The organism is Erythrobacter sp. S259, assembly GCF_057364965.1.
Genome location: NZ_CP200286.1, coordinates 2802128 through 2825960, shown reverse-complemented (window position 1 = coordinate 2825960; position 23833 = coordinate 2802128). Strand labels below are relative to the sequence as shown.

General features: G+C 57.8%; 22 protein-coding genes and 2 pseudogenes. 8 read left to right on the top strand and 16 right to left on the bottom strand.

Going from position 1 to position 23833, the window contains the following annotated elements; translation table 11 throughout:
- From AC0V60_RS13420 to AC0V60_RS13385, 8 genes are all read right to left on the bottom strand, one after another.
- Positions 1-1248: an aminotransferase class V-fold PLP-dependent enzyme gene (locus AC0V60_RS13420; protein WP_486178947.1), complete on the bottom strand. Its 1248-nt coding sequence runs from the start codon at positions 1246-1248 to the stop codon at positions 1-3.
- Positions 1221-1649, bottom strand: a complete 429-nt coding sequence (locus AC0V60_RS13415; protein WP_486178946.1) for a hypothetical protein — start codon at positions 1647-1649, stop codon at positions 1221-1223. Before AC0V60_RS13415 ends, AC0V60_RS13420 begins: the two co-directional genes overlap by 28 nt.
- The gene (locus tag AC0V60_RS13410; protein WP_486178945.1) at positions 1646-2401 is read right to left on the bottom strand and encodes a SufD family Fe-S cluster assembly protein; all 756 of its coding nucleotides are present in this window, start codon (positions 2399-2401) and stop codon (positions 1646-1648) included. Before AC0V60_RS13410 ends, AC0V60_RS13415 begins: the two co-directional genes overlap by 4 nt.
- The gene (gene sufC / locus AC0V60_RS13405) at positions 2398-3162 is read right to left on the bottom strand and encodes a Fe-S cluster assembly ATPase SufC (protein WP_486179501.1); all 765 of its coding nucleotides are present in this window, start codon (positions 3160-3162) and stop codon (positions 2398-2400) included. Before sufC ends, AC0V60_RS13410 begins: the two co-directional genes overlap by 4 nt.
- Positions 3163-3302: 140 nt before the next feature.
- On the bottom strand, positions 3303-3860 hold the full coding sequence (locus AC0V60_RS13400) for an endonuclease domain-containing protein (protein WP_486178944.1): 558 nt from the start codon (positions 3858-3860) through the stop codon (positions 3303-3305).
- A 279-nt stretch (positions 3861-4139) separates the two neighbouring features.
- Positions 4140-5630, bottom strand: coding sequence for a Fe-S cluster assembly protein SufB (sufB, locus tag AC0V60_RS13395; RefSeq protein ID WP_486178943.1), 1491 nt, complete (start codon positions 5628-5630; stop codon positions 4140-4142).
- Positions 5627-6073 carry an SUF system Fe-S cluster assembly regulator gene (locus AC0V60_RS13390; protein WP_486178942.1) on the bottom strand — a complete coding sequence of 149 codons (447 nt, stop codon included), beginning with the start codon at positions 6071-6073 and terminating at the stop codon, positions 5627-5629. Before AC0V60_RS13390 ends, sufB begins: the two co-directional genes overlap by 4 nt.
- A 91-nt stretch (positions 6074-6164) precedes the next feature.
- On the bottom strand, positions 6165-7088 hold the full coding sequence (locus tag AC0V60_RS13385) for a helix-turn-helix domain-containing protein (protein WP_486178941.1): 924 nt from the start codon (positions 7086-7088) through the stop codon (positions 6165-6167).
- A gap of 294 nt (positions 7089-7382) precedes the next feature.
- Here AC0V60_RS13385 and AC0V60_RS13380 point away from each other — a divergent pair, with 294 nt between their 5' ends.
- The 3 genes from AC0V60_RS13380 to AC0V60_RS13370 all read left to right on the top strand — a co-directional run bounded on the left by AC0V60_RS13380 (position 7383) and on the right by AC0V60_RS13370 (position 12258).
- Complete coding sequence (locus AC0V60_RS13380) at positions 7383-8477, top strand: quinone-dependent dihydroorotate dehydrogenase (RefSeq protein ID WP_486178940.1); 1095 nt, start codon at positions 7383-7385, stop codon at positions 8475-8477.
- A 10-nt stretch (positions 8478-8487) separates the two neighbouring features.
- On the top strand, positions 8488-10281 hold the full coding sequence (gene ggt, locus AC0V60_RS13375; protein WP_486178939.1) for a gamma-glutamyltransferase: 1794 nt from the start codon (positions 8488-8490) through the stop codon (positions 10279-10281).
- Positions 10282-10428: 147 nt separating this feature from the next.
- Positions 10429-12258: an AMP-dependent synthetase/ligase gene (locus AC0V60_RS13370; protein ID WP_486179500.1), complete on the top strand. Its 1830-nt coding sequence runs from the start codon at positions 10429-10431 to the stop codon at positions 12256-12258.
- 602 nt (positions 12259-12860) lie between these two features.
- Here the strand turns inward: AC0V60_RS13370 and AC0V60_RS13365 are convergent.
- The 3 genes and pseudogenes from AC0V60_RS13365 to thiS form a co-directional block, all read right to left on the bottom strand.
- Positions 12861-14951, bottom strand: a complete 2091-nt coding sequence (locus AC0V60_RS13365; RefSeq protein ID WP_486178938.1) for a tetratricopeptide repeat protein — start codon at positions 14949-14951, stop codon at positions 12861-12863.
- Between the two features lie 228 nt (positions 14952-15179).
- Positions 15180-15711 (bottom strand): annotated as a pseudogene (locus AC0V60_RS13360) (hypothetical protein).
- Positions 15712-15809: 98 nt separating this feature from the next.
- Positions 15810-16793 (bottom strand): sulfur carrier protein ThiS, encoded by a 984-nt coding sequence (thiS, locus tag AC0V60_RS13355; protein ID WP_486178937.1) that lies wholly within the window; start codon positions 16791-16793, stop codon positions 15810-15812.
- 118 nt (positions 16794-16911) lie between these two features.
- Between thiS and AC0V60_RS13350 the strand changes: the two are divergent.
- From AC0V60_RS13350 to rpsI, 4 genes and pseudogenes are all read left to right on the top strand, one after another.
- Positions 16912-17947, top strand: a pseudogene (locus tag AC0V60_RS13350) (COX15/CtaA family protein).
- Positions 17944-18282 carry a divalent-cation tolerance protein CutA gene (gene cutA, locus AC0V60_RS13345; protein WP_486178936.1) on the top strand — a complete coding sequence of 113 codons (339 nt, stop codon included), beginning with the start codon at positions 17944-17946 and terminating at the stop codon, positions 18280-18282. Before AC0V60_RS13350 ends, cutA begins: the two are co-directional and overlap by 4 nt.
- Positions 18283-18465: 183 nt before the next feature.
- A complete protein-coding gene (gene rplM, locus AC0V60_RS13340) occupies positions 18466-18945 on the top strand; it encodes a 50S ribosomal protein L13 (RefSeq protein ID WP_486178935.1) in 480 nt (159 codons plus the stop codon).
- Complete coding sequence (rpsI, locus tag AC0V60_RS13335; protein WP_486178934.1) at positions 18945-19475, top strand: 30S ribosomal protein S9; 531 nt, start codon at positions 18945-18947, stop codon at positions 19473-19475. Before rplM ends, rpsI begins: the two co-directional genes overlap by 1 nt.
- A gap of 78 nt (positions 19476-19553) precedes the next feature.
- Here rpsI and AC0V60_RS13330 read toward each other — a convergent pair whose 3' ends face one another.
- From AC0V60_RS13330 to AC0V60_RS13320, 3 genes are all read right to left on the bottom strand, one after another.
- Positions 19554-19751, bottom strand: coding sequence for a hypothetical protein (locus AC0V60_RS13330; protein WP_486178933.1), 198 nt, complete (start codon positions 19749-19751; stop codon positions 19554-19556).
- A gap of 149 nt (positions 19752-19900) precedes the next feature.
- A complete protein-coding gene (locus tag AC0V60_RS13325) occupies positions 19901-20662 on the bottom strand; it encodes a metallophosphoesterase family protein (protein ID WP_486178932.1) in 762 nt (253 codons plus the stop codon).
- A gap of 52 nt (positions 20663-20714) precedes the next feature.
- The gene (locus tag AC0V60_RS13320) at positions 20715-20891 is read right to left on the bottom strand and encodes a hypothetical protein (RefSeq protein ID WP_486178931.1); all 177 of its coding nucleotides are present in this window, start codon (positions 20889-20891) and stop codon (positions 20715-20717) included.
- A gap of 338 nt (positions 20892-21229) precedes the next feature.
- Between AC0V60_RS13320 and AC0V60_RS13315 the strand changes: the two genes are divergently transcribed.
- The gene (locus AC0V60_RS13315) at positions 21230-21538 is read left to right on the top strand and encodes a UrcA family protein (RefSeq protein ID WP_486178930.1); all 309 of its coding nucleotides are present in this window, start codon (positions 21230-21232) and stop codon (positions 21536-21538) included.
- Positions 21539-21769: 231 nt separating this feature from the next.
- Here the strand turns inward: AC0V60_RS13315 and AC0V60_RS13310 are convergent, their stop codons facing one another.
- The gene (locus AC0V60_RS13310; protein ID WP_486178929.1) at positions 21770-22543 is read right to left on the bottom strand and encodes a LytR/AlgR family response regulator transcription factor; all 774 of its coding nucleotides are present in this window, start codon (positions 22541-22543) and stop codon (positions 21770-21772) included.
- Positions 22544-22570: 27 nt separating this feature from the next.
- The gene (locus AC0V60_RS13305) at positions 22571-23815 is read right to left on the bottom strand and encodes a sensor histidine kinase (RefSeq protein WP_486178928.1); all 1245 of its coding nucleotides are present in this window, start codon (positions 23813-23815) and stop codon (positions 22571-22573) included.
- Between the last annotated feature and the right edge of the window lie 18 nt (positions 23816-23833).

The following is a 23833-nucleotide window of genomic DNA, read 5'->3' as shown; positions in this document are numbered from 1 at the left end:
CTAACCTTTTCCAAAAATCCGGCGGGTCCGGGCAATCCCGTCAAGCAGCGCGGTCACATCATCGTCACTTGAATAGAGCCCGAAACTGGCGCGCGCGGTGGCGGGAACGCCGAGATAATCCATCAATGGCTGAGCGCAATGGTGCCCTGCGCGAATAGCGACATTCGCCTCGTCAAGGATCGTGCCCAAGTCGTGCGGGTGAATGCCATCAATCGCGAAACTCACAATTCCCGCACTGGTTTCAGGCCCATAAACGGTCACATCGTTCATGGCGGTCAGCTCGCGGCGGAGACGCTCGACAAGCTTGCCTTCCGCTTCATGCACCGCGCCAAGGCCAACCTCGCAAACGTAGTCGGCGGCAGCTGCAAAGGCGATAGCCTCGGTGATAGCAGGCGTGCCCGCCTCAAAGCGCTGGACCCCTGTGCCATATGTGGTCTTTTCAAAAGTCACGCGGTCAATCATCGCCCCGCCGCCTTCCCACGCAGGCATTTCGGCAAGGATTTCCGAACGCGCCCAAAGCGCTCCAATGCCGGTTGGGCCATAGAGCTTGTGAGCCGAGAAAACGTAGAAATCGCAATTCAGCGCCGCCACATCAACCGGCATATGCGGCACAGCCTGACATCCATCGAGCAGGAGCTTTGCGCCAACCATGTGCGCCATATCCGCCGCGCGATGCGCATCAAGAACACTGCCCAAGACGTTGGAAACGTGTCCAAATGCGACCAATTTGTGCTGTTCGGTCAGCATCGCTTCGGCCGCGTCTAGGTCAGTTTGATGGTCATGGGTGAGCGGCACAACGTCGATGTGGGCGCCGACTTCCTTGGCAAGCATTTGCCACGGCACGATGTTGGAGTGATGCTCCAATTGCGAGAGCAGAATGCGGTCGCCAGCTTTGAGGTTTGCGCGGCCCCAGGTTTTCGCAACAAGGTTGATCGCTTCTGTCGCGCCGCGGGTAAACACGATCTCATCATCGCTACCACCAATAAGCGACGCAACCCGGCGGCGCGCCGCCTCATAGGCAAGCGTCATGTCCGCCGAACGCGAGTACACTCCCCGGTGGACGGTTGCATAATCCTCGCCCATGGCGCGCGCCATCACCTCGATAACTTGGCGCGGCTTTTGCGCGGTCGCGCCTGTGTCAAGGTAATGCCACGGCTTACCTTCCGGCGTCACAAGACCCGGAAAGTCGCCGCGCAAGGTGGCTGCTGGCTTGGCTTCAGCTATGAGGGACAAACTTCTCTCGTCCATGTGTTGGTGTTGGGGCCTTTTTGACATTGGCGGCGAAGCCCTGCCGAAACCGCCTCCCAATTGCCACCTTCGGCCTTAAGCTCGAGCCGCCACTGGACGGCGTTGACGGTCGGATCATCAATGCCTTTGACGGTCGCAATCACGACCTTGTGCTTCGGATTGCTCGGGTTGCGCCCTTCCTCATATTCGGCATCCCGCGCCTCAAGACCAAGGGTGCGAACATAAAGTTCGGCCATCTCTTTGGGTTCTTCATAGACGATATTGTATCGTTGCATGGGCGCAAAATCGCTCGCTGGAAGCGTGAGCGCACTGGAGCTTTCCTGAGCAGACAATGTTACGGGCGCGGCTGCCAACGCTGCGATGGCCGGCAGGATGGCCCATTTTGACCTAGTCGAAATCATAACATTCCCTCCAGTTTCTTGAGTGCTGCTTGAAGCAGTTTCTCACGTTCCGCCTGATCGTCAAGTTCGACGAATGCATCACCGATAAAGGCTTGGACCAGAAGGCGCTGGGCTTGCTGTGGAGAGAGGCCGCGCGCCGCCATGTAGAAACGCGCGGCTTCGTCGAGTTGTCCAACTGTTGCACCATGGGCGCACTTCACATCATCTGCGAAGATCTCAAGCTGCGGCACAGCGTTTGCGCTCGCGCCCGCTTCGAGGAGCAGGCCTTTGAAATCCTGCGCTGCGTCCGTCTTTTGCGCATCGCGCGCGACTTTGATCTCGCCGAGGAAATTGCCGGTTGCCTGTCCCCAATGCACAGCGCGCACCGTTTGGTTTGAAGTGGCGTTGGGCTCTGCGTGGATGGTTTGCGTCACAAACTCGCGCACCGCCTCACCGCCGCCGATGGTGACACCGCCAAACTCAAAATGCGCGCCTTTGCCAAGGATCACTTCAATCTCGAGCCGGGTGTAATCAGAGCCAGCGCTGGTCGCAAAGACTTCCGCGCGCCCGCCATCGCCGACCATCAGCCGCATCCGAGTGACTTCAGGGGCATTGCCGCCCACCGTCAGGCAAACACGCTTGGTCTCGCCTTCGGCCAGCACGATATCTTGCCAGTCGGAAATGCCAGCAAAGCCAAGCTTTGCGACCGCGTCGATGTCGGCATAGCGCCACGCTTCATCGCGGCGTGTTGGGAGGGTTGCTGTGTCGCTCACGCCGCAGCCTCTGCCATAACCGCGTCATAGCCTTCGTCTTCGAGGCGAAGCGCGAGGTCTGGGCCGCCGGTTTGGACGATGCGGCCACCTGCAAGAATGCTCACCTTATCAGGCTTCACCACGTCGAGCAGGCGCTGGTAGTGGGTGATGAGGAGCACGCCCTTGTCGGGTGCGCGCATGATCGAATTGATGCCCTCACCCACAATGCGAAGCGCGTCGATATCGAGGCCTGAGTCGGTCTCATCAAGCACAGCAAATTTGGGATCGAGAATGCCCATTTGCACCATCTCAGCGCGCTTTTTCTCGCCGCCGGAAAAGCCGACGTTCACCTGCCGCTTAAGCATTTCCATATCCATTTTGAGCAGACCCGCCTTCTCCTTGGCGAGTTTCAGGAACTCGCCGCCGGAAAGGGGCTCCTGCCCACGAAATTTGCGCTGAGCGTTCAAGGCTTCGCGTAAGAATTGGACGTTGGAGACGCCGGGAATTTCGACCGGGTATTGGAAGCCGAGGAAGAGCCCCGTGGCCGCCCGCTCGTGTGGGTCGAGGTCGAACAGGTCTTCGCCTGCAAACTCGACCGAGCCGCTTGTCACATCATATCCGGGCTTGCCGCCAAGGACATTGGCGAGCGTCGATTTACCCGCGCCATTGGGACCCATGATTGCGTGAACTTCGCCAGCCGCGACTTCGAGGGATAGGCCTTTGAGGATCGGCTTTGGATTGTCCTCGCCAACGGCGGCGTGAAGGTCGGTGATTTTAAGCATCATTTCGTCTCATTTGTTTTCTTTGTCGTCATTGCGAGGAGCGAAGCGACGCGGCAATCCAGAGCCGCCGAGCGTTACGCCCTGGATTGCTTCCCCCGGATCAAGTCCGGGGTCGCAATGACGGGAGGGGGTAAATTGGGTCATCGGCGGCCACCGTCATCGCGATCACCGCGGTCATGTCCGCGATTGTCCTTGCGGTCGGGCCGTGAGTAATCTTGGTTAGGGTTGGCCTCGCGGTGGGCGCGGGCGGCGTCTTTCTTGTCGCCGATACGGATGCGCATACCGGCGGTGATGCGTTGGAGCACTGCGTCCATATCATCGAGAATATCGGCCGCCTTGATCCGCATCACGCGGATGCCGACGCTCTCAAGGCTCTTGTCGCGGCGTTTCGCCAGCGTTTCGTCCTGATCTTCTTCGTCGATCATGATCGCCATGCCGAGGTTGTGGCAGTTGAAGTCGACAATCGCGCTGCCAACAACGGCAAAGCGCTTGAAGGTGTAGCGGCCAAGGTCGGCTTCCGCGAACTTCTTGGCGAGCGCCTTGTTCGCTGGCGAAGCAAAGCGCCGCATTTCGCGCGCACGGTCGTGGAGCGCGTCGAGACGCTTATCCGAAATCTTCCACCCACGGCCCTTTTTGGGGAGATCGGGGACTTCGGAGTCGCTTGTGTCGCGGAGGCCTAGGGTTTTGCGGTCAGTCATGAGGCACCTCTGACGCTTGGCGAACCAAGTCAGCCTCGACTTCTGATTTTAGCGCATCTGAAAAGCCAAGGGAATCTGATGCCCAGATCAGCGTAATTGCGAGGCTTATCAGTGTTGCACCAGCGAAATGAAGTGCAACAAATGCGCCAAAGAAACTCCATCGTGGCCGGAAATCTCCAATCGCAACCTGATTGCTTATGGGCCTACCTTTGCTCCTCCATAATACCCGGAATCCCCAAGCGAAAAAGCAAGTCAGTGCAACAAATCCAAGAAAAGTGATCACCCCACGCTCCCCTCAAGCGAGATCGCCAGCAGCTTCTGCGCTTCCACGGCAAACTCCATCGGCAGCTCTTTCAGCACATCCTTGGCAAAGCCGTTGACGATCAGCGCCACCGCTTCCTCTTCGTCGAGGCCGCGTTGTTGGGCGTAGAACATTTGCTCGTCGGAGATTTTGGACGTGGTCGCCTCGTGCTCGATCTGGGCGCCGGGGTTCTTCACCTCGATATAGGGCACGGTGTGCGCGCCGCATTCATCCCCGAGAAGCAGACTGTCGCACTGGGTGAAGTTGCGCACCCCTTCCGCCTTTGGCCCCACGCGAACAAGCCCGCGATAGGTGTTGCTGGAATGGCCAGCGCTGATCCCCTTGGAGATAATGGTCGAGCGCGAGCCCTTGCCATTGTGGATCATCTTGGTGCCGGTGTCGGCCTGCTGGTAATTGTTGGTGACCGCGACCGAGTAGAACTCGCCCACGCTGTCTTCGCCATTGAGGACGCAGGACGGATACTTCCACGTCACCGCAGAGCCGGTCTCAACCTGCGTCCAGCTGATCTTGGAGCGGTCGCCTTGGCACAGGCCGCGCTTGGTCACGAAATTGTAGATCCCGCCCTTGCCCTCGGCATCACCCGGATACCAGTTCTGGACAGTCGAATATTTGATCTCCGCATCTTCCATCGCGACCAGTTCCACCACGGCGGCGTGGAGCTGGTTTTCATCGCGCATCGGCGCGGTGCAGCCTTCGAGATAGGAGACGTAAGAGCCTTTTTCCGCGATGATCAAAGTGCGCTCAAACTGGCCAGTGTTTTCCGCATTAATGCGGAAATAGGTGGAGAGCTCCATCGGGCAGCGCACGCCTTCGGGGATGTACACAAAGGTGCCGTCGGAGAAGACTGCCGCATTGAGACAGGCAAAGTAGTTGTCGCGCGTAGGCACAACGCGGCCCAGCCACTTTTTGACGAGTTCGGGGTATTCCTTGATAGCCTCTGAAATAGAGCGGAAGATAACGCCCGCCCGCATCAACTCCTCGCGGAACGAGGTCGCAACGCTGACACTGTCAAACACGGCATCCACGGCGACTTTCTTCGCGCCTTTGACCCCGGCGAGCACTTCCTGTTCGCCCAGCGGAATGCCGAGTTTGTCGTAAACGCGCTTAATCTCCGGATCGAGATCGTCGAGCGAATCGAGCTCGATCTTCTTGGTGGGCGCGGCGTAATAATAAGCGTCTTGGTAGTCGATCTTGGGATAGCCGACCTTGGCCCAATCGGGCTCCTCCATCTCTTGCCACATGCGGAAGGCTTTGAGGCGCCAGTCGAGCATCCATTCCGGCTCACCCTTTTTGCCCGAGATAAAGCGGACCGTGTCTTCGGTCAGACCCTTCTCGGCAAATTCGGTTTCAATATCAGAGGACCAGCCATGCTCATATTCGGTCGCAGCAGCGGCTGCGTCCTTGGCGTCCTGGTCCATTTCAGGTTTTAGGTCGAGATTGTCGGTCATGCCGTAAGCTCTTTTTGTGTTAGTACGTGAGAGGGTTGCTTCGCGGGATGTTGGCGCAGATCGGAAAGCGACACCTCAGCCAAGGCGCCGCGCAGCTTGGAATTGATGAGCGGCCAATGCGGTTTCATGTTGCAGCCCGCCTCGTAGTCGCAATCTCCATGGTCAAGGCAAGCGGTGAGCGCAATCGGCCCCTCCACCGCCTCGACGATGTCAGCCACAGTGATCGCAGCGGCAGGACGGCCCAATTGCAAACCGCCATTTGCGCCGCGCACTGAACGCAGCAATTGCGCCTTGGTCAGCTTCGACACCAGCCGCTGGACCGTCGGCACCGGCAGCCCGGTCTCATTCGCCAGCTCAGCCGCGCTCACCCGCCCGTCCCCGCAATGGGCCGAGGCCTGCACCATCGTTATGATGGCATAGTCGGTGAGATTGGAGAGGCGCATGGGAGCTGAAAAGTGCCTTATTGCGAGTGGTTCTTAAATCGGACTAATTGAGTCGGATTTCAAATACGCGCAATATGGTCCGATTTCAAGCTTACTCTAGTTCTCGCAAATTCTGCGGCGCAATCATCTCGCTCAAAAAGGGAGTGCCAGGGTCCCTAAGGCGCGCCGGGGTCCGGCCAACAAACAGATTGATCTCACGGATCATATGCGACTGATCGAAGAACGCTTCGGCAAGCTGTGCCTCAAACTCCGGCGTAAGGGTCGGAAAAGACAGCAAAGCCGCCGCCCGCAGAGCTCTGTATTTGCGAGCCAAGGCTTGAGGGGGCAGGCCAAAATACCGCTCAGTCAAGCGCTGCACCTGACGTTTGGAATAGGCGGCGGCCTGCGCGAGATCGTCCAGGTCAGGATTGAGCGAAGAGCCGAGCCAATTGTTGGTGACCTTGATAAGCTCGGCATGGCGCGAATTGATCGGCTTGGCATGCGCGCCGATAAATTCGCCGAGCGCAAGCGCGCAGTCCCGTCCAGTCTTCTCGCCAGAACGGTAAGCATCATTAAGCCTCGCACCAAGCTCAGCCGCATCATCCCCCAGAACCTGCCCTGCAGGGAGCAGTTGATCGCAATTATCGCCTGCATGAAGCCCGGTTAAAGCCGCCCAGCCAAGCGGCGTAAGCGCAGCGCCAATCGAATGCATCGGCCCTGCGACTTTGATCGGATGCGAGGTCGATAGGGGCGTCATCACCGCGACCTGCGGGTTAGGATCACGCCTTCCGCTGCGAAATTGCATCTCACCTTTGCCATGCGGGAACAGCGCAAAATGTCCAACCGAGGCAGGCTGAATATCGCAGATTTCTGCCTCATCACAGCGGAAATAATAGAGAATGGTAACATAGGCGCTGATGGCGATGGGCGGGGCAATGTAGTCAATTTTGATGAGGTCGCTTGAGGTAAGGTCCGCCTCAATTGCGGCACTCAGCGAGCCCGAAACTTCGGGAAAGCCATCAAAACCCTCAACCATGTGCACCCCCGCCTGTTGTCTTCGCAGACTAACAGAGGGGTCAGCTCAAAAAAGGGGCGGCCAGCTTAAAAAGCGGGCCGCCCTTATGAGTTGAGGAACTCTTTGCATAATTGCTCTGAGCCCTCCGGGTCGCAGAGCCTCTCTAGCTAGGGGGTATTGAAATTAATTGTATCGAAGCGACAAGATTCGCATCTTCCATAATCCGCGCCTTTGCGCAGGCCAGGCAAACGGAATGGTGATCATGGCGGTGTTTGGGCTCGACATGGCGGCCGTTTTGAGGCTTAGCGCTGTGCCATGCTCAACCCCTTCAAACTGTTTAATCTCGCCCGGCCAGCGATTTTTGCGCTGGGTCCGGAGACCGGTCACAACCTAGCGATAAAGGCGCTGAAAACCGCGCCCACAGCCACCTTGAAGGCAGGCGCGCGAATTGGCTCGCGGACGGGTTCATCACGCGATACAGGAAGGCTTGGTGTAAACGTCGCAGGGCTCAGTTTCCCGAACCCCGTAGGGGTCGCTGCCGGGTTTGATAAAAACGCAGAAGTCCCCGACGCACTCCTCGCGCTCGGCTTTGGATTTACCGAGGTGGGATCAATCACCCCGCGCCCTCAGGCGGGAAATCCCAAACCCCGGCTCTTTCGGTTGACGCAAGATAAGGGCGTCATCAACCGGATGGGCTTTAACAATGACGGAGCAGCGACCGCGGTTGAGCGCCTGAAGGCGCGCAAATCACGCGGCGGTTTGGTGGGCATCAACATAGGAGCCAACAAAGATTCTGAAGACAGAATTGCGGACTATGCTGAAATGGCAAGGGCGATGACCCCGTTTGCAAGCTATCTCGCCGTCAATGTGTCGAGCCCCAACACGCCCGGCCTGCGCGCACTTCAAGATGAAGGCGCACTGACAGACCTGATCGACGGCGTGATTGCGGCCCGCGCCGAAAGCGCAAATGAAAACCTGCCGCCCATTTTCCTCAAACTTGCGCCCGACCTGGAGCCAGCTGACATTGATGCAATTTCGCGCATCGCGATTGACAAAGACCTCGGCGCGCTAATCGTATCAAACACAACAATCTCACGAGACGGGCTCACATCGCGTCATGCGGGCGAGACGGGCGGATTGTCAGGCGAACCATTGCGCATACTCGCGCTGCAACGCCTGCGTGATTTTCGCAAAAGCACTGGCGGTGAAATGGCGCTTATCGGTGTCGGCGGTATCGCGACAGCTGAGCATGCGTGGGAGCGGATCAAGGCCGGTGCAAGCCTGGTGCAGCTTTATTCCGCCATGGTCTACGAAGGGCCCACACTTGGTGCGAAAATCGCGAAAGGCTTGCTCGATATTATGGAGCGTGAGGGGGTCTCGGCCATTGCAGAGGCGGTTGGAAGCGAATAGCTAGGCTTTCATGCTAAAACACCTTGCTGCATTATCGCCTATCGCGCTTGTCTTTGCCGGAACCTTAGCGGGCTGCGCTGGCCCTCAAACTGCAATTGCCAGCACGCCTCCGCCGGCTGTTTCTGCCGAAACAGGTGCCGAAATTGGGGCCAGAACTGGAGCGGTCAGTAGCGCTGATCCGCGCGCGACAGCAGCGGGCGAGGCAATCCTTGCAAAGGGCGGCTCTGCCACTGACGCAGCGATTGCAGTGATGCTGGCACTCACCGTTGTTGAGCCTCAAAGCTCCGGTATCGGCGGGGGCGGTTTTATGGTGCGCGCTGGCGATGGATCGCTGGTCACACTCGATGGCCGCGAAACTGCACCTGCCTCGGCGACAGCGAGCCGGTTTCTGGACGCAGAGGGCAAACGGCTCCCCTCTGAGACACGCGTGACCTCGGGTTTGAGCGTGGGCGTGCCCGGCAATTTGGCGCTCGCGGCAAAAGCGCATGAAAAATACGGAAAACTCGCATGGGCTGACCTGTTTCAGCCTGCAATTGCACTTGCGCGAGATGGGTTTCTCGTAAATCGCCGCCTCCACGCAAGCCTTAGCGGCCGCCAAAGCCGGGCTGGCAAAACCGAGGCCGCACGCGGTGTCTTCTATGACTATAATGGCAAGGCGCTTGGCGTCGGCGAAACTGTCAAAGTCCCGCTGCTCGCATCAACCTTCGAGCGGCTCGCAGCCCAAGGCATCTCAGCCTTTTATGACGACAGCGCAGCAGATTTTGCAAGCTATGTCGCAGGCGAAACTCCGCAAGACGGGACGATAACGCCCAGCGATGTATCGAGTTATGAGGCCAAAGAGCGCGAGCCGGTCTGCGCGCGCTACCGGACCTACAAGGTTTGCGGGATGGGCCCGCCGTCCTCTGGCGGTGTAGCGGTGGGACAGATGCTGGCGCAGATAGAGCGCTTTGATGTGGCCGCCCTCGGGCCGGAAAGCGCTGAATTCTGGCATATCTTCCTTGAATCGCAGCGTCTCGCCTATGCTGACCGGGAGCTGTACATCGGCGATGAGGACTTTGTTGAAGTGCCAGTCGCCGGGCTCGTTGACCCCGCCTACATCGCCAGCCGCAGCGCGTTGATCAATCCCGCCAAAGCGCTTGAGAAAGCAGAAGCCGGGACACCGCCGGGCGCTCCTCTTGCCCGCGCGGATGGAGACGAGCCAATGGAGCGCGGCACCACCCATTTTTCCGTCGTCGATACCGATGGAAACGCTGTGAGCTACACCTCTACCATCGAAGGCGCATGGGGATCGGGGCTTTATTGGGGCGGGTTCTACCTCAACAATGAACTCACCGATTTCAGCACCAACCCAGAAGTGGATGGCAAGCCAGTTGCTAACAGGGTCGAAGGCGGCAAACGGCCGCGCTCATCCATGGCGCCCACAATCGTCTTTGACGAAAACGGCGAGGTCGTGCTTGTCATTGGTGCAGCGGGCGGGCCTACGATCCCTGTGCAAGTTGCCCGTTCGATTATCGGTGTTCTCGACTTTGGAATGAGCGCTGAAGAAGCGCTTGGCCTCCCGCTCATCATGTCATTTGGATCGGTTGCCATAACCGAGGAAGGCAGCGTTATCGCCGGCATGGTCGATGATTTAAACGCTCTTGGCCACGAACAAATCCGGGTGATTGGGCCGCGCGGCAAAACCAATGCCTTGCGCCGTACCCAAAGCGGCTGGGAAGTGGCGGGCGATCCGCGCGTCGCACCGTTGTTGTCGTATGAGCCGAGCGAGCAAATCGACGAGGAAAACGCGGCCAACGCGCCCTGATCAAAAGCCCGATCACTTGTCGCCCTGGTATTCATTGCTTAACTCAGGAAGTCAAAGAGATACATTTATGCGCTTATGCGAGCGTCCTATGCGGCCTGTATATGATCGCGGTAAGAGGAGCCACCATCTGTGAATGCCCCCCAAAAGATGCCTGTCATCGACCCTAATGATAGCCTCATCCTCCAGGATATCGACCGGGCTAACAATCTGGTTGAGCTATTTCTGAAGCGCGCTGATGAGAAAGGCGATGCGCCTTTTCTGGGGCGCAAATTGGCAGGTGAGTGGACGACACAAAGCTGGGCGGAAATTGCTGAGACAGTGTGTTTACTGGCCGAAAGCCTAATTCGCATCGGACTGCAGCCGGGCGACCGGGTGGCGCTGGTCTCCGAGAACCGGCCAGAATGGTGCGTCGCTGATTTGGCGATTATGGCGGCTGGGTGCATTTCGGTGCCCACCTACGTCACCAACACACAGCGTGATCATGCACACATTCTCGACAATTCGGGCGCGCGCGCTGTGATTGTTTCGAATGAGAAATTGCTCGGACCATTGGTGGGCGCAATTGGAGAAACAGGTTCCACCGACTTCGTGATCGGCATTGAAGATCTCAAGCGTCATCAAGCGGGCAGTTTTGAGTATCACAATTGGGACAATCTTGCCGGTGGAGATGCAAAAGCAGCCCGCGCTGCGGTTGATGCGCGAATTGCCAAGATTGGCCGCAATGACACGGCCTGCCTTATCTACACCAGCGGCACCGGCGGCGCCCCGCGCGGCGTGATGCAGCACCACGGCGCAATCCTGTGCAATGTTTCGGGTGCGGGCGAAATTCTCATCAATGATTTTGGCATTACGGATGAACGCTTCTTGTCCTTCCTGCCGCTGAGCCACGCTTATGAGCACTCTGCTGGACAATACCTGCCCATCGCAGTGGGCGCTGAAATTTACTACGCCGAAGGGCTTGAGAAACTCGCATCGAACATCGAAGAAACCCGCCCGACCATTATGGTTGTGGTCCCGCGTCTTTTCGAAGTTTTGCGAACCCGCATCATGAAGCAGGTGGAAAAGCAGGGTAACCTTGCCAACTTCATGATGGATAGCGCGATCAAGATCACTGAGAGATCGCGTAGAGGCAAAAAGCGGCTGCGCGACCGGCCGCTTGATCTTATCGTCGAAAAAGCCCTGCGCCCCAAAATCCGCGCGAAGTTTGGTGGCCGGCTGAAAGCGATGGTCTCAGGCGGCGCGCCGCTTAACCCCGATGTTGGCAATTTCTTCGCAGCCATGGGTCTCACCATGCTGCAAGGTTATGGTCAAACCGAGGCTGGGCCGATCATGAGCTGCAACCGCCCCAAAACTGGCCTGCGCATGGACACCGTCGGTCCGCCAATGCGCGGGGTGGAGATCAAAATCGCTGAGGACGGCGAGATCCTGTGCGCAGGCGAACTCGTCATGCATGGGTATTGGCGCAATGATGCGGAGACTGCGCGCACGGTAAAGGATGGCTGGCTGCACACCGGCGATATTGGCCTCATCGATGATGCAGGCCGGATCAAGATCACCGACCGCAAGAAAGACATGATCGTCAATGACAAGGGCGACAATGTTGCCCCGCAAAAGGTCGAAGGGATGCTGACCCTCCAGCCGGAAATCGCACAGGCGATGGTGAGCGGCGACAACCGGCCGTACGTTGTGGGTCTGATCGTGCCCGATGCCGAATGGGCATTGGAATGGGCGCGGGCGAATGATGAGAAATTCGACCTAGCCGCCCTGCAAGACCTCCCCGCCTTCAAGAACGCAGTGCGGGCGGCGGTGGACCGGACAAACAAAGACCTCTCCGTGGTCGAAAAGGTCAAGAGCTTCGCCTTTGCGGACGAGGCTTTCACCATCGAGAACGAAGAGATGACCCCGAGCATGAAAATCCGCCGTCATAAAATCCGTGATCGCTATCAGGAGCGGATCGATGGGATGTATCGGAGGTGAAGTTGAGCAGAGCCAAAAACTGGACGTTCGTCTGTTTTCTGGTGTTGGCCGTCTTTGGAAGCGGATGCGCTCACAAAGATACACAGGTTGCGTCTGCCCAATCATTTTCTTTTTCGAATGACTGGGGAAGAGATGTCTTAGCCGCCGTTTCTCGAGCAAGGGGTCAGGGTTTTTGTGACCCTTCCCTAAGTGCCCGCTACGGCGCTTTGTTTGACGAGCAATTTGGCAAACGCTTGGAGCGCCTGCATGCGTTGGCAGAAGAGAAGTTTGGTCCAGCGAAAGATCAGATCATTGTAGGTCGATGCAGGGATCACAATTCGTCACTCGCATCAACGGACAGGCGCTATCGAAGTGCGAGACGTGAATTTGATAGCTGGCTTTCCTCAGCTGAGGCTTATTTGGCCAAGTAGTTTTACCCTCAAACCGCCTCAACGTCCTCGACAAACTCGGGCAAGAAGCTCGGCTGACGCCCTGACCATGCGGGCGCTGTGGCTGCCGCTTCGCTTAAGGACTGCAACAGAACCTTGCGGTGGTCTGGGCGGATAAGCGGCAGGGCTGCGGCGGCGCGTTAAGTGCACAAGGCACAGGCAACCTCACTGCAATTAAAAGCTAATCATTCTTGTCGAACCTACAGGCTTGCTTGGCTTGATACCTAAGACTTTGATGCAGGTTTGCCCGTCAATCCGTTCCCGCGTGAGACTTCCACCGAGCTGATCGGCGAGATCGTCCATCAAATCAGCGCCAAGACCGGAGCTATCTCTGCTGCTCGATCCTGGATCACCCATGCCAACGCCATCATCGCAGATTTCCAGACCTATCACCCCGCTATCTTCCCGAAGCGCAATTTCAATCCGCCCGCCTTTTTTCGGAAAGGCATGTTTGAATGCGTTTGTTACCGCCTCGCAGATAATCAGGCCTAGCGGTGTGATCGTGTCGCCCTCCAGCTTCATCATTTCGATATCGGCCTCCATGACGACATCGTCGCGGCCAATGCTCGTGCGCAACAGCGCCAGCAGATCATCAACGAACGCCGGAGCTTCGATCGACGTGGTTGGCTCCATTCCGTATAGCCGCTCATGCACCAGTGCCATCGTGCGCGCCCGGTTGGCCGCATCGGTCTGAACCTCGCCGCCAGCCTCGCCGCGTTTGCGCCGTGCCTCCAGCGACAGCAGACTGATCAGAACCTGCAGGTTGTTTTTGATCCGGTGATGCATCTCGGACATGTACGTTTCGCGCGTATGGGTCAGCTCCCGCTGCGCTCTGTACGAACGCCACAGCAGGAATGCGATCAGGCCAATCAACCCGACGACCAGCAACGCAGCGAGCAAGAAGGCTCTGGACCGGCCAAGTGAAAGTTCCGTGATTTCTGCCGATTGCCGGGCCTGTGTCAGCTCGTCATCCCGCTGCCTCAGATCGAACAGCAATTCGGCATTGGCAGCCGCTTTGGTCTTTTCCGCTTCGAACCTGTCCTCGCTCAGATCGAGCGCTACTGAGGCATAAGCCAGCGCTTCGTCCCGGCGGCCAACAGCAGACAGCACGCGCGACAAAGTGCGTGCATATTCGAGCGTCCAGAAAAGGTTGTCGGTGCGCTCTCTCAGGGCAGCAGCGCCGTTGCCGCCGGGATCGACGATATCGCGTCCTCGCTGCAACGCTGCGCTCGCCTTTGCCGGGTCGCCCTGCTCCAGATAGCGCTCAGCAAGCCAGTTGAGCGCCGTCGCCGCTTCGACCGGATCGCGATAGGATAGCGATTCGTCGATGGACTGTTCGGCCATCGCGATGGCTTCGGCTGATCGACCGGTCGCGTCGAGCGATTGCGCCTGGAAGAAATGAAGGAGGCCATCGAGATCACGCCGCGAGGCCCGGCGAACGAATGGCGTGGCTCGTTCGTATATCTCAAGCGCCTTTTCATGGCGCCCCTCGATCGTGTGGATCGAGCCGATATTGGTCAGCAGTCCGGCGGTCAGGATGGGGTCGTCCACCTTGACCGTTTCCGCCAGCGTCAACGCGCGGTCATAGTATTTCAGAGCCGCCTCGCCATCGCCCAGATCGGAGAAGATATTCCCAATATTGGCTGTGGCGTTGGCGACGCGATACTGATCGCCAATCGCCTGCGCGGCTTCGATTGCGTCTTCGTACAGATCGATTGCGCGCTTGTAATCACCCTGCACAGTTGCACTGACGGCAAGACTGTTGATCACTTTCGGCAACAGCCGCGTCATCCCGCCAGCCTCGGCCAGATCCAGGGCCGACTGCGCGCGTGCACCCATATCTTCCATATCGCCATTCATCAGCGCAAGCGTGCTCAGACCGAAATCGAGCGCGGCCTGCGCCACTGTGTCACCGCGACTGGCTGCTTGATCGGAAAAGCGGGCGATGTCGTCATAAGACAGATCGACATCGGGTCGCCTGGCGTATTGCGCTTTTATTGCACGCAATTTCAGCGCGGTTGGTTCGGAAAGGCGCTCGGCCAGCGGGCCCAAGGCGGTGGGATCAATAAATTGCCCATCAGACAGCAGGTATTGGTCGAGCAACGCATCACTTACGCCGCCTTCCCCTTTCTCGATCTCCTTGAGGCATACCGCTGATGCCGCCGGAGTGTCTTCACGGTCAACCGGAACCCTCTCGATCCACTCTGCACAGTTTTGTGCAACAGCAGGAGAGGTCGCAGCAAACAGCGCAAGAAGGAGCGTCAAGAGCACAGCCTTAACGAAATGACGAAATGACCGCAGATACGAAGATACGCGGCTTAGAGCGAACGAGACCGGGGCCGCTCTCATGAAGAATCCACCATTGACACACAGCGTGCATATCACCGTTTCGCGGCAATTTCTTCTATCATTTTTATTTCAATATTCTGCGGCGCTGCCTGCGGGTGCTTGCACCAACTCCTGAGCGGAGCTCAAAAGGGCGCGCGTGTCAGTTCAGGCCGCCTCAACATCCTCGACATATTCCGGCAGGAAGTTCGGCTGACGCTCTGACCATGCAGGGGCGGTGGCTGCCGCTTCGCTTAAGCTTTGCAACAGCACCTTGCGGTGGTCTGGGCGGATAAGCGGAAGGGCTGCGGCGGCGCAGAATACGCTTGGGAGGTAGGGGCGCACTTCGGCACCTAACAGCCGCTCATAGAGGAAGCGGAAGGCGGAGAAGCTCTCGATTCTGCTCTTGGCCAAGATCAAAGGCGGCGATGCGGATGCATTTACCAACGAATCGCTCAATCTCGCCGATACCGCAGTCTTGCGGGACCAGTTCGCGTAGGGCCTTGAGGTCTTGATAGGCGACATATTGCCGGCGGATTGCGATATTCTCGTCCTCTGTCCGGCCCCAAAGGCGAAAGGCATCACAGCGTGAGAGCCCGATATCGAGGCTGCGCTTAATGTAGCGCTGCTCGCGCGGGCCAAAGCCTGCGAATTCGCGCATTTCACCAATGGTCAAGGTCGAGGTGCTGGCAAGTGTCATTCATCGTCTCCTGACTTCAGAAAACGGGTGTGACGTCCTATGGTTAATACGTAGTAACCAGAGCGAACAATTTACAATTCGCTCAGCATATTCGCTCGCTAGATGAGGCCCGCCAGTGGGCTGGAAGGATCAGCATATTTGCGCCGCCCCATACGGCCGGACAAATAAGCCTCGCGCCCGCCTTGCACTGCAAGCTTCATGGCGCGGGCCATGCGGATCGGGTCTTTCGCCTCTGCAATGGCGGTGTTCATCAAGATACCATCACAGCCAAGCTCCATACCTACCGCTGCATCAGACGCCGTGCCAACGCCTGCATCGACGAGCACTGGTACAGAGGCTCCTTCGACGATTAAGCGAATTGTCACTTGGTTTTGAATCCCAAGCCCAGACCCAATCGGCGCGCCCAAAGGCATGATTGCTACCGCGCCAGCGTCTTCCAATTGCTTGGCCGCAATGGGATCATCGACGCAGTAAACCATAGGCTTGAAACCCTCTTTGGCGAGAACCTCGGTCGCCTCGAGGGTCTCTTTCATATTGGGATAAAGCGTGCGCGCTTCGCCCAGCACTTCGAGCTTCACGAGGTCCCAGCCCCCCGCCTCGCGCGCCAGCCGCAAGGTGCGGATCGCATCGTCTGCATTGAAACAGCCAGCGGTGTTGGGGAGGTAAGTGACCTTCTTGGGGTCGATGAAATCGGTGAGCATTGGCGCTTTGGGGTCGGTCACATTGACCCGGCGAACAGCAACCGTGACGATTTCGGCACCGCTCGCCTCGACCGCGGCAGCATTTTGCTCAAAATCTTTGTATTTGCCCGTCCCCACGATCAGGCGCGAGGTGAAAGTGCGGCCTGCGACTTCCCATGTATCTGCTTGATGGTCGCCGCCTCCGACAAAATGCACGATCTCCAAGGTATCGCCATCCGCCAAGGGTGCATCTTCCAGCGTAGAGCGGGGCACAATTTCCCGGTTGCGCTCCACTGCGACTTTAGCGGGCTCCAAGTCCAGCTCGCGCACAAGGCTGGCGATCGTCGAGGCGGATGTCTGGCGCGGTTCGCCGTTCAGGGTGATGGAAATCATATCGCTCATGGGGCTTTCAAATAGAGGGCTCACACAGGGGCGCAAGTCTCCCTTGCATCAGATGCCCTGTCGTTTTCAGCAATTGCACTTGCTTGGCAAAGGCCGTGCGCACATTTACAGCGGCGATATGGCCACAACCGCCCCCTTAGAAGCCACTGCGGCCCCTGTTGCGCGCCCGCTTGCGCTAGCGCGCTGGCTTGAAGTTGTCGCTGGTCTTGTCGTGCTCATCGTGCTTGTCGGAGGGATTACGCGACTCACGGAAAGCGGTCTTTCGATCACCCATTGGAGCGTCGTGACCGGCATCCTGCCCCCACTGACTGAGGCGGGCTGGCTGGCGGAATATGAGCTCTACAAGCAGACCGGCGAGTATAAATTTGAGAGCGGGCCTGCGGGGATGGATCTTGCGAAGTTCAAGTTCATCTACTTCTGGGAGTGGTTCCACCGAATCCTTGGCCGGGTGATTGGGCTCGCATTTCTTCTGCCGATGGTTTGGTTTTGGGTGAAAGACGCCATTCCGCAAGGCTACAAGCCGCGCCTTCTCGCCATGTTTGCCTTGATCTGCGGGCAGGGAGCGCTTGGCTGGTATATGGTGAACTCTGGGGTCGGGACTGACCTTACCGATGTCAGTCACTTCCGCCTCTCGGCCCACTTACTCACCGCGCTGTTCCTGCTTGGCGGGCTTGTTTGGACCGCTCGCGACTTGCGAAGCGGGAGCACCGCCAAGCTCACTAAACCGTCTGCGATCGTTGCTGGCGTGCTCTTCATCCAGCTGCTGCTCGGTGCTTGGGTGGCGGGCCTCAACGCAGGGCACGCAGCTTACGACTGGCCCCTGATGAACGGGAAGCTCATTCCCGAGGTGGACTTCTCTAGCGGTGTCTTGGCGACGCTTACCAGCGATCCCTTCCTTCTCCACTGGATGCACCGCTGGTGGGCACTGGGTCGCAGTCGTCGCATTGGTCTATCTCGCCCGCCGGGTCCGCAAGATCGACCGCGCCGCCTCTATCGCCGTGCACAGCGCCTTTGGGGTCATGGTGATCCTTGGCATTACCACGGTCCTCACCGAGGTTGAGCTGTGGGTGGCAGCTGCGCACCAACTCACCGGCGCGCTGCTGGTCGCCTCGGTTGCCTGGGCGATGCATTCAGACGGTAAGGCATCCCCATGAGCAAGGAGAAGGCAGCGACCCCAAGAGCCGCGCTTGTCTGGTGCCCCTTCCCCGATGCTGAGACCGCGCGCGCTATCGCCGCCACACTTCTCGAAGAAAAGCGCATCGCTTGTGCCAATATCGTGCCCACCATTGAGTCAGTCTTTACGTGGAAGGGCGCGGTATCCAGCGAGACCGAAAGCGCTGTCCTCTTCAAGACAAGCTCCGCGCAATTGGCTCCTCTGACCAAGCGCATTGACGAGCTTCATCCCTATGAAACACCCGCCATTATGGGGTGGTTAGTTGATGAAACACCTCCTCGCGCCATGGAGTGGCTAATCGGCTCCCTAAAATAGCCCAAGAGACTATGTGGTATTATTTTACCACTCCTGAAACCCCCGCAATTGCTTGACTTATTCGCCCTAAACCCACAAATGCGCGCTTCTTCGGTGAGCAACTCGGTTGTTTGCCGCCGCGATCTCGCACTGCCGGATTGCACACAGTTTTCGAAAAACCCTTGATTTAAGGATGCATCAGCCATGAAGGCTATCAGCAAACAGACCGCGTCGGTAAAACCGGCAGAGGTCGAAAAGAAATGGCACCTCATTGATGCCGACGGTCTCGTACCAGGCCGCGTCGCCTCGATTATTGCCAATATCCTGCGCGGTAAGCACAAGCCAACCTACACCCCCCACGTCGATTGCGGCGATCATGTGATCGTGATCAATGCTGACAAGGTGCGCTTCACCGGCCGCAAGAACACTGACAAAATCTATTACAAGCACACCGGTCACCCCGGCGGTATCAAAGAAACCACGCCTGAGAAAATTCTCGAAGGCCGTTTCCCTGAGCGTGTGCTTGAAAAAGCTGTTGAGCGCATGATCCCGCGTGGTCCTCTTGGCCGCGATCAAATGCGCGCCCTTCACCTCTACGCTGGCACTGAGCACCCCCATGATGGCCAAAAACCAACCGTGCTCGATGTTGCTGCAATGAATCGTAAGAACAAGGTGTCTGCATAATGGCTGACAATAACGAAACCGTATCAGATCTCGCCGATCTGAAAGACATCGCTGGTGATGCGCCTGCTGCGGATGCGGCGGAAATCGCTGAAACAACCGCGAACAATCCGCCTGCGCCTCTGCGTGAGCAAGAGATTGATGCACAGGGCCGCGCTTACGCCACTGGCCGCCGTAAGGACGCAACCGCGCGCGTATGGCTGAAGCCTGGCACCGGTAAGATCACGGTCAATGGCAAGGAACAGGAAGTGTATTTCGCGCGTCCGACCCTGCGTCTCATCATCAACCAGCCTTTTGCCATCACTGAGCGTGAAGGTCAGTATGATATTGTTGCGACCGTCAAAGGCGGCGGCCTTTCTGGTCAAGCTGGCGCGGTCAAGCACGGCATCAGCCAAGCTCTTAGCAAGTACGAGCCTGAGCTTCGCAGCACAGTGAAAGCCGCTGGCTTTCTCACCCGCGACAGCCGCGTTGTTGAGCGTAAGAAATACGGCCGCGCGAAAGCACGTCGTAGCTTCCAGTTCTCGAAACGCTAAGTTTCCCAAGACCTTTCAAATACGAAAAGGCGGCTCCCAAACCGGGGCCGCCTTTTTGTTGCTGTATGGGGCTTCGCCTCACCGCTGAAGCAGCATTATGCCCCACCCCAGCCCGCTTGCGTATATGAACAAGGGCCAAGACCAAAAGAAACGAAAACCGTCATAGCTTACCGCATAGATTGCGAGGCTTCCCCCGCTCGCGCCTTGCGATCCAATCACAAGGGCAACGCAGCCGGTCAAAAGCGCGCTAAGGCCCATAGCCTTTAACAATTCCATCGCTCGCACTCCATCGTATGGGGCCTGCTTCACAAGGGGCCCGCTTCACAGGGGGCTTCCAGAGCCCAGAACCAGCGGTGGTTATCGCTCGGGAGCCGTTAAGTGCGAACCTCCAAGAAGCGTTAAATTTGGTAAGGATGAGGTTAAATTCAGCCTCTGAGAATATCCCTTGCGAACTCTCTGACCTCAACCTTGATGGGCTCACCTTTGTCGCAGGTGAGCACGTTGTAAGAAGGCGGAATCCCGCCGCGCAGCCGCGTTGAGAGCGTCCCAGCACCGATCACATGGGTCTGCCAGCCGTCACCTTTGCGAAGCTCATCAAAGGGCTTGTGAATGTGACCGGTCAAAACCGCATCCATGCCCTGCTTGGCAAGCGCCTCTAAAGCTTCATCCCCGCGGATCGTTGCATTTGCCCCGCCCGGCACCGGACCGTGAAGCGGGTGGTGAGCTGTAACGATGAGGTGCCGGGGGTCGGCACCATAGTTCGATAACGCCTCAAGCGTGCGCCATTCGGCAGAAGGGGTGATATGCCCGTCCGACCATGGCCATCTCCTCTGGGAGCGCACTGTGCTCTTCAGCGGGATCAGGACCACATCATCGGTCTCAAAGTGGTCCACTGCTACCGCTGCCCGCAGCGCGTTGTGCCTGTCATAGGGCCTGCGAAACCGCTCCAACAAATTGTAATAGGGCATGTCGTGATTGCCAGGATCAATCCACACAGGCACCTCGAACTGTGCAAACCAGGCCGCCGCAGCCGCATACTGCGCCCGCGTGGCACGCTGCGTCACATCGCCGGTGCACACAAGGGCATCGGGCCGCTCCGCGTGCACCGCTCTAGCCACGCTGGCATGGGCCGCTTGGTCTTCGACGCCAAAGTGCACATCGCTGATATGAAAAAGCCGCGTCGTCATCGCAAATACGCCCAAGCGCGGTCACTCATAAAGCGCAAGTCCAAAAGCATGTCTACAGCTTGTCACCAAGGATCAGCCAAGCCGAAACCGCGTTGAGCCCGCTGTAGGCGGCATAGGCCCAAACCAGAACTTCCCACCCGTTCGCTGCCAAGAGCATAGCGGCAAGCAGAACCAAAAATTCCACTATAAACGACATCCGGCCGCCCATCGAGTAGATGAATTCAGGCATTTGCCGAAGCAACGGATGGCCGCTCTTTATGACCGCACTGTGCAACGCAAAGTTGGCGATCCCCAATAGGAAGGACAAAGCGAGAGCGAAAACCATACTGACCCGTATGACGTAAACGCTCGTCCTTTGAAATACGCCGTTGGTCCGCAAAGATCAGACGCCGGTCATTTCTGATGCCGCCAGTCGGCGACTACAAGTGGTTTCGTCGAACATCAAATGACGTGCCAGGGTCCATATCGTACTTAAGGATCACAGCACGGAAGGTTGGCATCCCCAAATTCTGGCCCGAGTTCGGCCCCTTCGAACTCCAACCTCGGTGCTTATGATGGAGAGTAATTATGAAGACCCTAGCAATCGGAGCCGCAACCCTAGCGCTCGCTCTTACCACCAGCCCCGCTTTGGCCAATGCTGGCGAAATCCCTACCAAAGACGTTGAGTTCGCTGACCTCAACCTCAACACATCTCAAGGCCAGGCGCGCCTCGCACAGCGCATTGAATCGGCCGCCAAGAGCGTCTGCAGCGCCCTCGAATACCGCACCGGCACTCGCCTGCGTTCACCTGAATATACAGCTTGCCTCGCCAGTGCCCGCGCCAGCGGCAAGAAGCAGATGGCAGCGATCGTCGCAGATCAACGACGCGGCGGCTAATCTTCGCGCATTCCCTGCGCTTACCCGGTAATCCCCGATACAAAGCGCAGACATTTCGGCTCGAACCCTATTCAGTCCCGGGGTTCGGGCCGTTTTTTTGTCGTTTGGGTCTTTTGTTTCCCAAGGGGCTGATCCCTTCCCCCCGATCACGTCCGGGGGGCGGGGCGCCTCCGGGCGTGGAGACGCACTGGCAGGCTTTTTGAGCCCGGTATGCGTATGTGTGCTAAACGCTCAGCGCCCAGCCATGGCCTTCACCTTGGACAGATAGGTGCGCCCGATCCGCAGGGCCTCACCATTTTGCAATTCCGCCGACCATACTCCCAAACCATCGTGCCTCAGCCCGCGAATATTGTCTTTGCGAAGGATCGTGGAGCGGTGAATGCGGATGAACTGTTCCGGATCAAGCCGCGCCTCAAGCCCAGCAATTGTTTGAAGCAGCAGGTAGGAACGCCGGTCGTGTGCATTTTCGCTTGGATCGCCCACATGGAGGCGCACGTAATCGCGCTCTGCATCAATCTGATGCACTTCGCTCACTGCGATCCGCAAAAGCTCTGAGCGGTGCGGCACCCACAATTCATCGAGCCATTCGCTAGCAGTCGCTTTACGCTCACCTTTGCGCGCAACCGCGCGTTCGATGGCTCTGTCCAGTCGCTCGGATGAGACGGGTTTCAAGACGTAATCAATCGCTTCAAGGTCAAAGGCCTCAACCGCAAAATGATCATGAGCAGTGACGAAGATCACCGCTGGAGGGTTCTCCTCCTCAGCAAATTTTCGGGCAACGCCCAGCCCGTCAAGCTCAGGCATGGTCATATCAAGGAGCACAAGGTCAGGGGTGAGCTTTTCGGCGAGCCGCAAAGCCGCAGCCCCGTCGCTCGCGGTGCCCACCACATTGATGGCAGGAAGTTCCGCGCAAATGACCTGGATGCGTTCGACCGCAAGAGGTTCATCATCAACAATCAAAGTGCGCAGTTGGACGCCTGTGTCTTCACTTTCAGCCTTAGCCAAATATCACCTCTCAAAATTACCCCGAAATTACCTGCGGCCGGGCCGGGTTAGGGGAATGCGGATTTCGGTCCGATAGCCGCCGGAAATAGGGGTGGACGTAAACCCGATATCCGATCCAAAGCGCGCTTCCAAGCGGTCGCTGACATTGGCAAGCCCAATGCCAAACCCATGGGGCGAGCCTTCAGGAATACCGGGTCCGTCATCGCTGATGGTGATAACGAGCCGGTCAAACTCTTCGTGCGCTGCCACTTTGATGGTCACCGGGCGCGTCACTGCGGACACGGCGTATTTCACCGAGTTTTCGACCAAAGGCTGCAAGATCATGCCAGGGACGCGCGCTTCTTCCAGCTCTTCGGGCAATTCGAATACGGGCACAAGGCGTTCCGGAAAACGCACGGCTTCGATATCGAGATACAGTTTTTGAAGATCGAACTCGTCTTTAAGCGCCACATCGCTTGTCGGCTCGTTGGCAAGGCTGTGGCGGTAAAAGCGGCTGATTGTCTGGATCATGCGCTCGGCCTGATCGGTTTTCTGTGTCATCACCAATGCCGAAAGCGAATTAAGCGTGTTGAACAGGAAATGCGGGTTCACCTGATAGCGCAATGAGCGCAATTCTGCCGCCTTAGCAGCGGAGCGAAATTGCTGTTCACGCCGCTCTGCGGTCCTCGCCTTAGTTCCAGCAACAAGCGCAAAATAGGTCGAGGCCCAAGCAAGGAGAAGGAAATATCGACCAAGCGCAATCTCAAGAATAGAGCGCCATGAGCCCTGCGCCTCTTCTGCGGCCACAATCACCAGCGATTCAGTTTGAGCAATGGAATTATCGCCTAGTGCAGGTGCCTCTTGCGGTGTGCCATCAGGTAAATCGACAAGAAGGTTGCCCTTATCATCGTACCGAAGGCCGCGTTCTTCTGCAAATTTCTGCTGAAGTTCGGTTCTCAGTTCCTGAAAGGCGAACTGATTGATCTGCCCAATCGCGGCAGCAATCGGTATCGCAAAAAGAATAGCTGCGCCAATTTTGATCCATAAGGGGCGGGCTTCCACAAGGCGCAGAAGAGCCCAGAGAACCATAGTAAGGCCAATAGCGGCAAGCGTGACCAAGAAGCGGCGCCAAGCCATTGCTGGCTGCAAATCCATCTCGAACAAATAGCTGCGCAGGGTGATCAGCAGAAAATAGGTTCCCCACAGCAAAACCATGGAAATCAGCACCGAGCGGAACGGTACGCTGATAGGCCCCTCTTTGGCGGGGGCGTTTGGAGTGCGGCTTAGGTCCATATCTAGCGCAGGGGAATA

Excerpts from the sequence above, each read along its gene's own strand:
- AC0V60_RS13420 (WP_486178947.1), bottom strand. The coding sequence starts at position 1,248 with ATGGACGAGAGAAGTTTGTCCCTCATAGCTGAAGCCAAGCCAGCAGCC.
- AC0V60_RS13415 (WP_486178946.1), bottom strand. The coding sequence starts at position 1,649 with ATGATTTCGACTAGGTCAAAATGGGCCATCCTGCCGGCCATCGCAGCG.
- sufC (WP_486179501.1), bottom strand. The coding sequence starts at position 3,162 with ATGCTTAAAATCACCGACCTTCACGCCGCCGTTGGCGAGGACAATCCA.
- AC0V60_RS13400 (WP_486178944.1), bottom strand. The coding sequence starts at position 3,860 with ATGACTGACCGCAAAACCCTAGGCCTCCGCGACACAAGCGACTCCGAA.
- sufB (WP_486178943.1), bottom strand. The coding sequence starts at position 5,630 with ATGACCGACAATCTCGACCTAAAACCTGAAATGGACCAGGACGCCAAG.
- AC0V60_RS13390 (WP_486178942.1), bottom strand. The coding sequence starts at position 6,073 with ATGCGCCTCTCCAATCTCACCGACTATGCCATCATAACGATGGTGCAG.
- AC0V60_RS13385 (WP_486178941.1), bottom strand. The coding sequence starts at position 7,088 with ATGGTTGAGGGTTTTGATGGCTTTCCCGAAGTTTCGGGCTCGCTGAGT.
- AC0V60_RS13380 (WP_486178940.1), top strand. The coding sequence starts at position 7,383 with ATGCTCAACCCCTTCAAACTGTTTAATCTCGCCCGGCCAGCGATTTTT.
- ggt (WP_486178939.1), top strand. The coding sequence starts at position 8,488 with ATGCTAAAACACCTTGCTGCATTATCGCCTATCGCGCTTGTCTTTGCC.
- AC0V60_RS13370 (WP_486179500.1), top strand. The coding sequence starts at position 10,429 with ATGCCTGTCATCGACCCTAATGATAGCCTCATCCTCCAGGATATCGAC.
- thiS (WP_486178937.1), bottom strand. The coding sequence starts at position 16,793 with ATGAGCGATATGATTTCCATCACCCTGAACGGCGAACCGCGCCAGACA.
- cutA (WP_486178936.1), top strand. The coding sequence starts at position 17,944 with ATGAGCAAGGAGAAGGCAGCGACCCCAAGAGCCGCGCTTGTCTGGTGC.
- rplM (WP_486178935.1), top strand. The coding sequence starts at position 18,466 with ATGAAGGCTATCAGCAAACAGACCGCGTCGGTAAAACCGGCAGAGGTC.
- rpsI (WP_486178934.1), top strand. The coding sequence starts at position 18,945 with ATGGCTGACAATAACGAAACCGTATCAGATCTCGCCGATCTGAAAGAC.
- AC0V60_RS13330 (WP_486178933.1), bottom strand. The coding sequence starts at position 19,751 with ATGGAATTGTTAAAGGCTATGGGCCTTAGCGCGCTTTTGACCGGCTGC.
- AC0V60_RS13325 (WP_486178932.1), bottom strand. The coding sequence starts at position 20,662 with ATGACGACGCGGCTTTTTCATATCAGCGATGTGCACTTTGGCGTCGAA.
- AC0V60_RS13320 (WP_486178931.1), bottom strand. The coding sequence starts at position 20,891 with ATGCCTGAATTCATCTACTCGATGGGCGGCCGGATGTCGTTTATAGTG.
- AC0V60_RS13315 (WP_486178930.1), top strand. The coding sequence starts at position 21,230 with ATGAAGACCCTAGCAATCGGAGCCGCAACCCTAGCGCTCGCTCTTACC.
- AC0V60_RS13305 (WP_486178928.1), bottom strand. The coding sequence starts at position 23,815 with ATGGACCTAAGCCGCACTCCAAACGCCCCCGCCAAAGAGGGGCCTATC.